Here is a 12,885-nt window from a genome sequence, read left to right as displayed (position 1 = left end):
CTCATCCCCAACTATACTGAAACAAGCCTTTGTCGCCAGGCGGTAAAGTGTGATTCAAGTGAGCAGCTAACAACGCTGCAACGTCAAGAACGAAGGATTTATATGAAAATCTATCTGGTCGGCGGCGCGGTACGCGACAGCTTATTAAATCTGCCGGTCACCGAACAGGATTGGGTCGTGGTGGGATCCACCCCGGAACAGTTACTCACACAGGGCTATCAGCAGGTTGGTAAAGACTTCCCCGTGTTTCTGCACCCTGTCAGCCATGAAGAATACGCACTAGCTCGTACCGAGCGTAAATCCGGCGCAGGTTACACCGGTTTTACCTGCTATGCCGCGCCAGATGTCACGCTGGAAGAGGATTTGTTGCGTCGCGATTTGACCATCAATGCCATTGCCCGTAGCGCCGAGGGGGAATTGATTGACCCCTACCACGGCCAACAAGATTTGGAAAACAGAGTACTGCGTCATGTCTCCGACGCCTTTGGCGAAGATCCACTACGTGTGCTGCGGGTTGCCCGTTTCGCTGCCCGTTTTGCCCATTTAGGTTTTAGCGTCGCCGCTGAGACTCAATCATTGATGGCAGCAATGGCACAAAGTGGCGAGCTATCGGCTCTGACGCCAGAGCGAGTATGGAAAGAGACCGAGAAAGCGCTGAAAACACAAAGCCCGCAGATCTATTTTCAAGTGTTACGTGATTGCGGTGCGCTGGCGGTGCTATTTCCAGAAATTGAACGTTTATTTGGCGTACCAGCTCCCGAAAAGTGGCATCCAGAAATTGATACCGGTATCCATACGCTGATGACATTAGCCATTGCGGCTCAACTTAGCCCTGAGGTTGATGTCCGCTTTGCCGCTCTCTGCCATGATTTGGGTAAAGGTCTGACACCAAAAGAATTCTGGCCACACCATCACGGCCACGGCCCAGCTGGAGTTAAATTGGTTGAGCAGTTATGTCAGCGCTTACGGGTACCTAATCCGATACGTGACTTGGCGAAACTGGTGGCGGAATACCATGACCTTATCCATACAGTGAATAAGCTTCGCCCCGAAACTCTACTCAAACTGTTTGATGCCATTGATGTGTGGCGCAAACCGGAACGTCTTGAGCAGATGATTATGACCAGTGAGGCTGATGCCCGAGGCCGTACCGGATTTGAAGAAAATCCTTATCCGCAGGGCGATTATTTGCGCGCCGCATTCCATATTGCCAGCAGCGTATCAGTGCAGGAAGTAGTCGCCAGCGGGTTACAAGGATTGGCCATTCGCGACGAACTTAAACGTCGCCGCCAACAAGCATTAGTCCAATGGAAACAAACTCAAGTAATTGCGTCAGAATAAAGCCATTCATAACGAAAAAGCCCTGATTAATCAGGGCTTTTTTTATATTTCGCTGCACTTTTTATACCCTAAATAATTCGAGTTGCAGGAAGGCGGCAAGCGAGAGAACCCGATGAGCTTACATGAGTAAGTGATTCGGGTGATGAACGTAGCCAACGCACATGCAGCTTGAAGTATAACGGGTATGTTACATAAACACCCAATACACGGCTGCCGCGACCACAAAGCGATAGATGGCGAAAGGTACAAAAGAGATACGTTTAATCAGTGAAAGGAAGGTTTTGATAGCAATCAGAGCCACGATAAATGCCGTGATAAATCCGACGGCAAACATCGGTAAATCACCCAGCGTCAGGAAGTGCAGGCTCTTATAAAGATCCAGTCCACTGGCCCCGATCATCATCGGCACTGCGAGAATGAAGGAGAACTCAGACGCGGCATAACGGTTAACACCGACCAACATACCGCCGGAAATGGTGGCACCAGAACGGGAGAACCCCGGCCACAACGCCAGACACTGGAAGCAGCCAATCGCGAAAGCCTGACGGTAAGTAATATCATCCAAACCAACAGATTTAGGATTTTTAGGTTTGAACCATTCTGCGACTAGCAAAAGCACCCCACCCGCAACCAAGGCATACATGACATTTCTCGGATCAAACAGCGATTTGATGAGGTCATGGAATACCAACCCCAGCCCCACGGCGGGGATCATTGCCAGTAAAATATGGCCCAAAGTCAGGTGACCGCTGGTTTTCCCCTCATGAGGTACCGCGCCGAAATGGATACCAATCAGGCCAAATAACCGCCGCCAGAACACCACGACAACCGCCAGAATCGACCCTAACTGAATGATAACTTCAAAGGTTTTTGCCTTGTCGCCGGTAAAGCCCAATAGCTCACCGACGATAATCATATGCCCAGTGGATGACACGGGTAAAAACTCAGTCAATCCCTCTACCACACCTAAAACAACAGCCACAAACAGCGAATACATATCCGTCATCTACGATACCCAATGCCATGTAATAGAAAACACAAAAAACGGCAATGTTACAAAGCATAGGATTAACAAAACCATATGCTAAAAAAACAATGCCGTTCAAACTCGATAATTATCACACCAACCAATCAGACTACATTATCTATTCAGGGTTGCACTTTTATGTCATCACAACACACAAAAAATCAGTTAGGTCGTTGACCACGTTCAATGAGCACTCCGACATTACGGGCTTGTGCCACCGCCCCTGGTTTACTGACTTTAATCCGCACCCACGGCGATTGGAAACGGACTAATAGCAGCTCGGCTATCTCTTCTGCCACCCGCTCAACCAAGGCAAAACGCTGTGACTCTACATGTTGTATCACCGCATCACTGATATCTGCATAGCTCAAGCAATCATTCACATCATCGCTGGCAGCAGCTTTACGATTATCCCAACCCATTTCGATATCGAACACCAGCTTCTGCTGGATGGTCTGCTCCCAGTCATAAACACCGATGGTGGTTATGACACTAAGTTCTTCAATAAATACGATGTCCATCACGTCATTCTCTGTTTTTGCGCCTGCCGGATACCACTTCCAGCGGAATATGCGTATTATCCACTGATGTTGCGATTAAAACGATCATTATTCAACAGGGCGGTGTTATGAGTGCTATCGCGCTTGGCATGATTATCTTCGCGTATTTGTGTGGCTCTATTTCCAGTGCAATCCTGGTGTGTCGGGTTGCTAAGCTACCAGATCCGCGTGAACATGGCTCCGGTAATCCCGGTGCGACCAACGTGCTGCGTATCGGTGGTCGAGCAGCCGCAGCAACAGTGCTGATTTTCGATGTGCTGAAAGGCATGTTACCCGTTTGGATTGCTTACCTGCTGCACGTTTCCCCGCTGTATCTTGGCTTGACCGCTATCGCTGCTTGTCTTGGTCACATCTATCCGGTCTTTTTCCATTTTAAAGGTGGCAAGGGCGTTGCTACTGCTTTTGGCGCCATCGCCCCTATCGGCTGGGATCTAACCGGTCTGATGACCGGTACTTGGTTGTTGACGGTGTTATTGAGTGGGTATTCATCTTTAGGCGCAATTATCAGTGCGCTAATTGCGCCCTTCTACGTCTGGTGGTTTAAACCTCAATTCACCTTCCCAGTCGCCATGCTCTCTTGCCTGATTTTGATGCGCCACCACGATAACATTCAACGTTTATGGCGCGGCAAGGAAAGTAAAATCTGGGATAAACTCAGAAAGAAAAAGCAGAAAACCCCGGCCGAAGAAGCCGCAGAGTTGGAAGAGAAAGAAGATTGATTCTCCTCAAAACGAGAATGACTGAACGGGAGCGAGGCAAGGCGCAAGGAATGAAAAAACGGCGTGGACTCTCATCCATGAGCATTTTGAATGACTGCGGCAACAGCGCCGCAGCCTCGCTCAGACTTTCGGCACCAATCTTAGAATGGCTGAGCGGGAGCGAGGCAAGGCGCAAGGAATTGAGAGAGCGGAGCATACATCAGTATGTGAGCATCACGAGATGACGCGGCAACACCGCCACAGCCCCACTCAGACTTTCGGCAACTCGGCTAACGGCCAGCGCGGCCTAACCGAAACACTCAACTCACTGCTCACACCACTTTTCAGCCTGATCAACCCAGCATAGGCGATCATTGCACCATTATCAGTACAAAACTCTGGCCGAGCATAGAATACTTCACCGCCCCGTTTTTGCATCATCTCCGCCAATTTTGAACGTAAAGTGCGGTTTGCACTGACACCACCGGCAATGACCAAACGTTTGAAGCCGGTCTTATCCAGCGCTCGTTTGGATTTAATCGCCAACGTATCAACCACTGCATCTTCAAATGCACGGGCAATATCAGCACGGGTCTGATCATCGGTACCGTTAGCACGGATAGTATTTGCGGCGAACGTTTTCAAACCAGAAAAACTGAAATCCAGTCCAGGGCGATCGGTCATTGGCCGCGGGAAAGTAAAACGACCCGCCGTACCCTGTTGTGCCATACGCGACAGCATCGGCCCCCCAGGATAGTCCAGGCCTAATAATTTTGCAGTTTTATCAAAGGCTTCACCTGCCGCATCATCGACAGATTCCCCTAATAGCAGATACTCACCAATACCGGTCACGCTGATTAGCTGAGTGTGACCACCAGAGACCAGCAGAGCGACAAACGGGAACTCTGGTGCGTTCTCTTCCAACATCGGTGCCAGTAGGTGGCCTTCCATATGGTGGACCGGCACCGCCGGAACCCCCCACGCAAATGCCAATGCGCGGCCGACTGTCGCCCCGACCAGCAATGCGCCAACCAAACCCGGGCCTGCGGTATACGCCACACCATCGATGTCTTTAGCGCTCAGATTGGCTTCTTTCAATGCTGCCTGAATCAGCGGTACAGTCTTGCGCACATGATCACGGGAAGCCAGCTCAGGCACTACACCGCCATAATCAGCATGCAATTTAACCTGACTGTACAGTTGGTTAGCTAACAGACCGGCTTTATCGTCATATACTGCAATACCGGTTTCATCGCAGGACGTTTCTATACCCAAAACTCGCATTACATTTCCCATCATTCACGTGCGGCCGATAGTTTAGCATAACAGCGCCGCCAGTCATGATCTCTGACGGTAAAGACGGCATTTTCACGCTTTGAGCACCTAAATGTTGTTGATAGTGGTCATATTTGAAAAGAGTGTTGATTAATTCGATCAACAGCCTTGTTTAGTATATAATCAGCGGCCGTCGCACTCTCGGCACCAACTTTCTTGTAAAGAACGAGGGCGACATCACAGGGGCGTGCCTGTTTCAATTTGCTGTGGTGCTTTACAAAGCAGCATCCATTGAAGTAAAATTCCGCACCATTTTGAGAAGGCTGGCGATTGGCCAGCAGCAAACCGATTTCTATTGAGGTGAGAGGCACATGCCGGTAATTAAAGTACGTGAAAACGAGCCATTCGACGTAGCTCTTCGTCGTTTCAAACGCTCTTGTGAAAAAGCGGGTGTTTTAGCTGAAGTTCGTCGTCGTGAGTTCTATGAAAAACCGACTACCGAACGTAAACGCGCTAAAGCTTCTGCTGTAAAACGTCACGCGAAGAAATTGGCTCGCGAAAACGCACGCCGCACTCGTCTGTATTAATTCTTCGGGGGTAACCCCACCGCGTAGTTTTTTATGTTCTAAGAACGCGCAGATCGAGTAGTTGCATACGAAGGCCGTGCTTTCCGAAAGGAATGCGCGGCTTGTTCTCGTTTATGGACTGACCGAATAGGGGCTTATGGCTGGACGAATTCCACGCGTATTTATCAATGACTTGCTAGCGCGCACCGACATCGTTGATCTTATCGACGCACGGGTAAAGCTGAAGAAGCAAGGCAAAAATTACCATGCGTGCTGTCCGTTCCATCATGAGAAAACACCCTCATTCACTGTTAACGGCGAAAAACAGTTTTATCACTGTTTCGGCTGTGGCGCACATGGTAACGCTGTTGATTTCCTGATGAATTACGACAGACTCGAATTTGTCGAAAGTATTGAGGAATTAGCCACCATGCATGGGCTGGAAGTGCCTTACGAGGCAGGAACCGGCACCACCCAGATCGAACGTCATCAACGACAAAGTCTCTATCAACTGATGGAAAGCCTTAGCGGATTCTATCAACAGTCACTCAACGGCTCGAATGCCAATCAGGCACGCGAATATCTTAAGCATCGCGGTTTGAGTGAAGAAATCATCCAACATTTTGCTATTGGTTTTGCCCCCCCAGGTTGGGACAATGCCTTAAAACGTTTTGGCCGTGATGGTGAGAGCCGTACTGCGCTGAACGATGCAGGAATGCTGGTGACTAATGATACAGGGCGAACTTACGATCGTTTTCGTGAGCGCGTCATGTTCCCTATCCGCGATAAACGTGGGCGGGTTATCGCTTTTGGCGGGCGAATTCTGGGTGACGGAGTGCCAAAGTATCTAAACTCCCCAGAAACAGAAATTTTTCATAAGGGCCGCCAGCTTTACGGCTTGTATGAAGCGCAAGTGAATCATCCCAATCCAACGCGTTTACTCGTGGTGGAAGGTTATATGGATGTGGTAGCACTCGCGCAATTTGGTATTGACTATGCTGTTGCCTCGTTGGGGACCGCGACCACTGCGGAGCATATTCAATTATTATTCCGTGCCACCGATAACGTAATTTGTTGTTACGACGGTGATCGGGCGGGCAGAGATGCGGCATGGCGAGCATTAGAAACGGCGCTGCCCTATCTAAATGATGGCCGTCAGCTACGCTTTATGTTTTTGCCCGATGGCGAAGACCCAGACACTCTGGTACGTAAAGAAGGGAAAGACGCATTTGAACAGCGGATGGAAGGGGCACAGCCACTCTCAACCTTTTTGTTTGAAACGTTGATGCCACAGGTGGATTTGAGCAGCCCCGACGGGCGCGCCAAGTTAAGCACTCTGGCACTACCTTTAATCAGTCAGGTACCCGGTGAGACATTACGTCTTTATCTGCGCCAGCAGCTCGGTAATAAGTTGGGCCTGCTCGATGATAGCCAGCTCGATAAGCTGATGCCAAAACAGGCTGAAAACACGAATACCTACCAACCGCCCCAGCTAAAACGCACAACCATGCGTATACTTATAGGGCTACTGGTACAAAACCCACAACTAGCTACACTTATTCCCTCACTACAGGGCGTCGAGCAAGCCAAGTTAGCCGGTTTACCGTTATTTATTGAGTTGGTTGAGACTTGTCTGGCTCAGCCAGGGCTGACAACCGGGCAGTTATTGGAACTGTATCGGGATAATAAATTCAGCCAACAGCTTGAAACTCTCGCAACATGGAACCACATGATTGTTGAGGACATGGTCGAACCGACTTTTGTCGACACGCTAACGAGCCTGTATGACTCCATCTTGGAGCAACGTCAGGAAACCCTGATAGCGCGTGACCGGACACATGGATTAAACGCCGAAGAACGTAAAGAGCTTTGGTCTTTGAATCTGGCATTAGCCAGAAAAAAATGAAACACCCAACGGCTTAATTGCCGATAAATGTGGGGGCGACTCCCTACAATATGCCGCCATAGCGGGCAGCGGCGACAAAAAAAGGCCCCAAATGCTATTGTTGGCGGTTTCGCCGACCGACACCAACCCAAATACTCTGAAGTGTGGATACCGTCTTATGGAGCAAAACCCGCAGTCACAGCTGAAGCTACTTGTCACCCGTGGTAAGGAGCAAGGCTATCTGACCTATGCTGAGGTCAATGACCATCTGCCGGAAGATATCGTCGATTCCGATCAGATCGAAGACATCATCCAGATGATTAATGACATGGGCATCCAAGTGCTGGAAGAAGCACCTGATGCCGATGATTTGATGCTGGCCGAGAACACCACTGATACCGACGATGACGCGGCAGAAGCTGCTGCGCAGGTGTTATCCAGTGTTGAATCCGAAATCGGGCGTACTACCGACCCGGTGCGTATGTACATGCGCGAAATGGGTACCGTTGAGCTGTTAACACGTGAAGGCGAGATTGATATCGCCAAACGTATTGAAGACGGTATCAATCAGGTTCAGTGTTCAGTTGCTGAATACCCTGAAGCGATTACTTATCTGTTAGAACAATATGATCGCGTTGAAGCGGGTGAAGCCCGTTTATCTGACCTGATCAACGGCTTTGTTGATCCAAACGCCGAAGAAGATATTGCGCCGACGGCGACTCACGTTGGTTCTGAATTATCCACCGCAGAGATGGATGACGATGACGACGAAGATGAAGACGAAGACGAAGAAGAAGACGACAACAGCATCGATCCAGAGCTGGCACGCCAGAAATTCAGCGATTTGCGCGAGCAGTACGAAAACGCACGCATGGAAATCAAGAAAAATGGTCGTAGCCACGCCAATGCTGCTGCTGAAATTCTGAAGTTGTCTGAAGTGTTCAAACAGTTCCGCCTGGTACCGAAGCAATTCGACTATCTGGTCAACAACATGCGTACCATGATGGATCGCGTTCGTACTCAAGAACGTATCATCATGAAACTGTGTGTTGAGCAGTGCAAAATGCCGAAGAAAAACTTCGTTACTCTGTTTGCCAGCAATGAAACCAGTGATACCTGGTTTGCCGCAGCAATTGCGATGGGTAAACCCTGGTCTGAAAAACTGAAAGATGTCTCGGACGATGTTCAACGTAGCTTGCAGAAACTGCGCCAGATCGAAGAAGAAACCGGTCTGACAATTGAGCAAGTGAAAGACATCAACCGCCGTATGTCTATTGGTGAAGCGAAAGCGCGTCGTGCCAAGAAAGAAATGGTTGAGGCTAACCTGCGTTTGGTTATCTCTATTGCGAAAAAATACACCAACCGTGGTCTGCAATTCCTTGATTTAATTCAGGAAGGCAATATCGGTCTGATGAAAGCAGTAGATAAGTTCGAATACCGCCGTGGTTATAAGTTCTCAACTTACGCCACGTGGTGGATTCGTCAGGCCATTACCCGCTCTATCGCGGATCAGGCGCGTACCATCCGTATTCCGGTACATATGATTGAGACCATTAACAAACTCAACCGTATCTCACGCCAGATGCTGCAAGAGATGGGCCGTGAGCCAACACCGGAAGAACTGGCTGAACGCATGCTGATGCCGGAAGACAAGATCCGTAAAGTGCTGAAGATTGCCAAAGAGCCAATCTCAATGGAAACCCCGATCGGTGATGATGAAGATTCACATCTGGGCGATTTCATTGAAGATACCACTCTGGAACTGCCGCTGGACTCTGCAACATCAGAGAGCCTGCGCTCTGCCACCCACGATGTGTTAGCTGGCCTGACCGCTCGTGAAGCGAAAGTTCTGCGTATGCGTTTCGGTATCGATATGAACACTGACCACACCCTGGAAGAAGTGGGCAAACAGTTCGACGTAACCCGTGAACGTATTCGTCAGATTGAAGCCAAGGCATTGCGTAAATTGCGTCATCCAAGCCGCTCTGAAGTATTGCGCAGCTTCCTGGACGATTAATCGTTAGTGACAGCAGCAAACACACACAAAACCCCGGCGTGCCGGGGTTTTTCTTTTTGGTCCCAAACCACCGATTCTCAAGCCTGCATCCGCACGTAATTACCTGCTATGTGCGTAAAAAACCTTAATTTTGTGCATAAAACAGCCATCTGATTTATCAGCTCTAGACCGCAGTATAAAAACTACCGTATAATCAGCGCCCAAGTCTGGCCCCTTAGCTCAGTTGGTTAGAGCACGCGACTCATAATCGCTTGGTCACTGGTTCAAGTCCAGTAGGGGCCACCAAATAAAACAAGGAGTTACGTTAATAGCGTAGCTCCTTTGTTATTTCTGGGATACTTATGGGATACCTGCCATAGGTATTACTGAGTATAGTTTGGCTAAACGTAGGCAAACAAAAAGGCCGACTAAGCGACCTTTATGATTTTGAGTATTACTTAAAACCCCATGCTCTTCTTCACAATTTCACCGACTATAGGCCACATAACTGGCTGCAGCGATTCCCACATAGGGCCGCACACTTTTGCCAAAAATGACTTTGCAGTACCTGCATTACCTTGCTCAGCTTCCGATACAGCCGATTCAATACCCACACGCTGATCATTACTTACTTGTAGCCCTTGCGCCTCCAAAATAGCAATCAATCTTGATACGCTATCTGAGTCACCACTACTCACGCTCATGCTCTGTTGTACATTTTCACCTGCTGCAAGTTGCATATTGCTAAAATGCCCACCAGAAATATGCACATTATTAACTACTCTTTGTACCCGCTGAGGTCTGTTTGGTGCTTTTCTTGCTGCTTTATAACCATTTTCTGTTAAATATGCGTATTCACGTTTACTAAATGAGGCAATTACAAAGAAGTTCCCCCCCGGCTTATTTTTGTAAGCTTCCATTGGGCCGGTTTTCACTAAGTTTGCTTTTTCAAGATCTGCGAATGCTACTTCAAAGTCTACCTTGGTAATATCATCAATATTACAAACCGCTGTAGCAAGCACTTCTATTTTAGGCCCCTCATAGGTCTTTTTTAGATCATTGGTACTTAATTCCCGATCAGTAAAATCAGCTAATAATGTACCTAGAATCTGTTTCGCTGCTTCATCTAATTGTCCTGCCACGTTAAATTTCCTTTTTTATAAGTAATATCTAAATATAGCACCATCCCTCAATCAATTAGATAATGAATATACCTACTTTGAACACTAAACTATGCCCAATGCTGTATTAACTTTGCAGTAATTTGATAACCGCAATGAAACCCAATAAACCCAGTTACCGTTATTCTCTGCCCGAACTGACATAACATCAGCTCTAGTGCCAACACATCAAACCCAACCACTCGCAACGGGTAAGGCGTCCGTTTGTTTGTCTCAACCTGAATAGTGGCCACCACCATGACCTTGCCTGTTTGGGTCTTAACGCGCTTTGGGATTTTAATGATCCTGCCAGTGAAAGTAGTCATTTTCATACCCCGCTAAACTCTTTAAGCCGTTGTTGCTGCTCTTCGCTCAAGGCGTAGGCAAAATCTTCATGTTCAATCTGATAAGTGCCAAAGCTCATCAGAAAGGCAATAGCCGGGTCTATCTTGTTGGCGGCTTTCTTCTTGTTTGGCTTGATATTGGCGTTGGCGTCGGTTTCCATCACAACGTTGCTCATCGCCCAGGCTAAGACCGGATCGCCGTTGTGCTGAATCACCTTGCGGTTAACAAATACCTCGGCAGACTTGGCAACCGGGCTAAATTTCATGTAGGTCTGCGGGAACGGCTCTACATCCAGACCGGCACCCTGCAATTGTGTTCTTAGGTGAGTGGCGTTCCACGTATCAAACCCCGTCAGCTTGATATTGAACCGCTGACTATCAGCCAGCACATCATCACGGATGCGGTCATAATCGATACAGTCGCCCGGTGTGGTACGTATCCAGCCACTTTTAACCCATTGCCGATAGATAGTCCGGTTCTTATTGGCGGCATTATTCAACTGGGATTCGGGGATATAGTGGCGGGTAAGCAGCAATACACGGTTCTCAACCGGGAACGAGTAGCACACACTGGTAATATCACTGGTTGATGACAGGTCTAACCCGGCGTAACAGTCCAGCCCGGCTAAATCATCTTCGCTGTAATCAGCTATACAGGCATCCCAGGCACCGGAACCCATCCACGGTGTTTCGCCCTGACACCAAATATTAAAACGCTTGGTCAGCATCTCGACCCATTGCGAGGGAATGCCCCGCGCCTTATTGATGGTGTCAGTCAGTGCCGTAATATCAACAGAAACACCCAGGTTAGGATTAGCCTTAATCCATTGTTCCGGCTGCTCAACCTCGTTCTCGTCGTCCAGCTCGTAGATCAGGGCAAATAACGATTCGTTTTGTTCTTCACCGGCCAATATCTGGCAGCAATAATCATAATGTTGCTTACAAGCTGAAACCACGTTGCTACCCGCTGTAGTGATGGCAAAGAGTATCCCTTCTGGCCGGGCACCCATTCCCAACTCAAGCGCTGAATAAACAGCGTTATCCGGGTGAAGGTGGTACTCATCCACCACAGCCAGGCTGGGGTTAGTTCCTTCAATGGTCGAGGCTTTGGAGGCCAGTGGCTTTAACAGGCTGTTGGTTTTGGCGTAAATCATTTTGTGCTGCTGGATAGTAAGGCGCTTTCTCAAGGGTTTTGAGATAAGGCTCATCTGACGGGCATCATCAAACACGATACGCGCCTGATCGCGACTCACAGCGGCGGTATAGATATCCTGCTGTCCCGGTTCCATCACCAGAAACCAATTAGCCAGAATAGCGGCTACCGTTGATTTGGCATTCTTGCGGGGTACCTGAATGTAAGCACTGCGGTATTTCCTGCGGCCTGTCGCTGCCACCTTGAAGCCGAGCAAACAGGCAAAGGCGAACTGCTGCCACGGCTCCAGCGCGATAGGCTGGCCCCGTAACGGGCCTTTTACGTGGGGGCAAAGGTGAGAGAAGGCAATAAAGCGCTCCACAGTGGCACTGTCGAACGCATAAAGTGGGTTGTTTAGGTCGTTAAAGTAACGATTTACCGCTTGTTTTAGCCGCTCACAGGCGGGTATTTTACCACCTTGCACCTCCAGCGCGTACTGATTATAAGCGGTCAAGCGCGTCTTCCTCATCAACTTCTACCGGATTACGGCGGCGGGATACCGGATCAAAGCCCATCAGTGAGGACATTTTTATCATAATTTTCTCAGCGTCAGACTTGGCTTTCAACGCAGGGTTCGTGGTGGTCGCACCGCGAGAGCCTTCAACCGAAAAACCCCGTGCCGCGAGGTCAGCCACGGCTCGGCGGTACATCGAGTAGTTGAGGCAATACAATTCAAGGTTTCGCCAATCGGCATCAATCAGATCGCCGCGCTCCATCAATTGCTTTGCTCTTGCCTTCCACTCTGCGGTAGCGATCTCATCTAAATAAGTGGGGGCTTTGGGTGGTCTAGCCATAAATTGCTGTTTCCTGTGCCTTTACTGCTACGAAAAAAAGTGCCGCG

The 12,885-nt window shown here is 48.9% G+C and carries 11 protein-coding genes and 1 tRNA gene; 6 read left to right on the top strand and 6 right to left on the bottom strand.

The genetic code is table 11. The features are described 5' to 3' along the window. The first annotated feature begins 102 nt into the window (after window positions 1–102). Window positions 103–1,341, top strand: coding sequence for a multifunctional CCA addition/repair protein (locus ACWJJO_RS19730; RefSeq protein WP_083162368.1), 1,239 nt, complete (start codon window positions 103–105; stop codon window positions 1,339–1,341). A gap of 187 nt (window positions 1,342–1,528) precedes the next feature. Here ACWJJO_RS19730 and bacA read toward each other — a convergent pair whose 3' ends face one another. Together bacA and folB are read right to left on the bottom strand one after the other, a co-directional pair. Then, entirely contained in the window at window positions 1,529–2,347 is an 819-nt protein-coding gene (gene bacA / locus ACWJJO_RS19725; protein ID WP_083162366.1) for an undecaprenyl-diphosphate phosphatase, read from the bottom strand. A gap of 182 nt (window positions 2,348–2,529) precedes the next feature. Next, window positions 2,530–2,889, bottom strand: coding sequence for a bifunctional dihydroneopterin aldolase/7,8-dihydroneopterin epimerase (gene folB / locus ACWJJO_RS19720; protein ID WP_050086684.1), 360 nt, complete (start codon window positions 2,887–2,889; stop codon window positions 2,530–2,532). 107 nt (window positions 2,890–2,996) lie between these two features. Between folB and plsY the strand changes: the two genes are divergently transcribed. Then, a complete protein-coding gene (plsY, locus tag ACWJJO_RS19715; protein ID WP_032911234.1) occupies window positions 2,997–3,647 on the top strand; it encodes a glycerol-3-phosphate 1-O-acyltransferase PlsY in 651 nt (216 codons plus the stop codon). A gap of 249 nt (window positions 3,648–3,896) precedes the next feature. On the opposite strand, the gene tsaD is transcribed toward plsY, so the two are convergent. Beyond that, on the bottom strand, window positions 3,897–4,910 hold the full coding sequence (gene tsaD, locus ACWJJO_RS19710) for a tRNA (adenosine(37)-N6)-threonylcarbamoyltransferase complex transferase subunit TsaD (protein WP_083162364.1): 1,014 nt from the start codon (window positions 4,908–4,910) through the stop codon (window positions 3,897–3,899). Between the two features lie 362 nt (window positions 4,911–5,272). Here tsaD and rpsU point away from each other — a divergent pair, with 362 nt between their 5' ends. The 4 genes from rpsU to ACWJJO_RS19690 all read left to right on the top strand — a co-directional run bounded on the left by rpsU (window position 5,273) and on the right by ACWJJO_RS19690 (window position 9,654). Continuing rightward, window positions 5,273–5,488 (top strand): 30S ribosomal protein S21, encoded by a 216-nt coding sequence (gene rpsU, locus ACWJJO_RS19705; RefSeq protein ID WP_001144069.1) that lies wholly within the window; start codon window positions 5,273–5,275, stop codon window positions 5,486–5,488. 136 nt (window positions 5,489–5,624) lie between these two features. After that, the gene (gene dnaG / locus ACWJJO_RS19700; RefSeq protein WP_083162362.1) at window positions 5,625–7,373 is read left to right on the top strand and encodes a DNA primase; all 1,749 of its coding nucleotides are present in this window, start codon (window positions 5,625–5,627) and stop codon (window positions 7,371–7,373) included. Window positions 7,374–7,530: 157 nt separating this feature from the next. Further along, window positions 7,531–9,369, top strand: a complete 1,839-nt coding sequence (gene rpoD, locus ACWJJO_RS19695) for an RNA polymerase sigma factor RpoD (RefSeq protein ID WP_005190373.1) — start codon at window positions 7,531–7,533, stop codon at window positions 9,367–9,369. 208 nt (window positions 9,370–9,577) lie between these two features. Further along, window positions 9,578–9,654 (top strand) — tRNA-Ile (locus ACWJJO_RS19690). 152 nt (window positions 9,655–9,806) lie between these two features. Here the strand turns inward: ACWJJO_RS19690 and ACWJJO_RS19685 are convergent. The 3 genes from ACWJJO_RS19685 to ACWJJO_RS19675 all read right to left on the bottom strand — a co-directional run bounded on the left by ACWJJO_RS19685 (window position 9,807) and on the right by ACWJJO_RS19675 (window position 12,838). Further along, complete coding sequence (locus ACWJJO_RS19685) at window positions 9,807–10,490, bottom strand: hypothetical protein (protein WP_050919664.1); 684 nt, start codon at window positions 10,488–10,490, stop codon at window positions 9,807–9,809. 346 nt (window positions 10,491–10,836) lie between these two features. Further along, window positions 10,837–12,498, bottom strand: coding sequence for a terminase large subunit (locus ACWJJO_RS19680; RefSeq protein WP_481091438.1), 1,662 nt, complete (start codon window positions 12,496–12,498; stop codon window positions 10,837–10,839). Beyond that, window positions 12,485–12,838, bottom strand: a complete 354-nt coding sequence (locus ACWJJO_RS19675) for a phage terminase small subunit P27 family (RefSeq protein ID WP_481091437.1) — start codon at window positions 12,836–12,838, stop codon at window positions 12,485–12,487. Before ACWJJO_RS19675 ends, ACWJJO_RS19680 begins: the two co-directional genes overlap by 14 nt. Between the last annotated feature and the right edge of the window lie 47 nt (window positions 12,839–12,885).

Source organism: Yersinia antarctica, from assembly GCF_056636475.1.
Note: the sequence above shows the minus strand (reverse complement) of the source record. Positions and strands in the feature narration are given on the sequence as shown.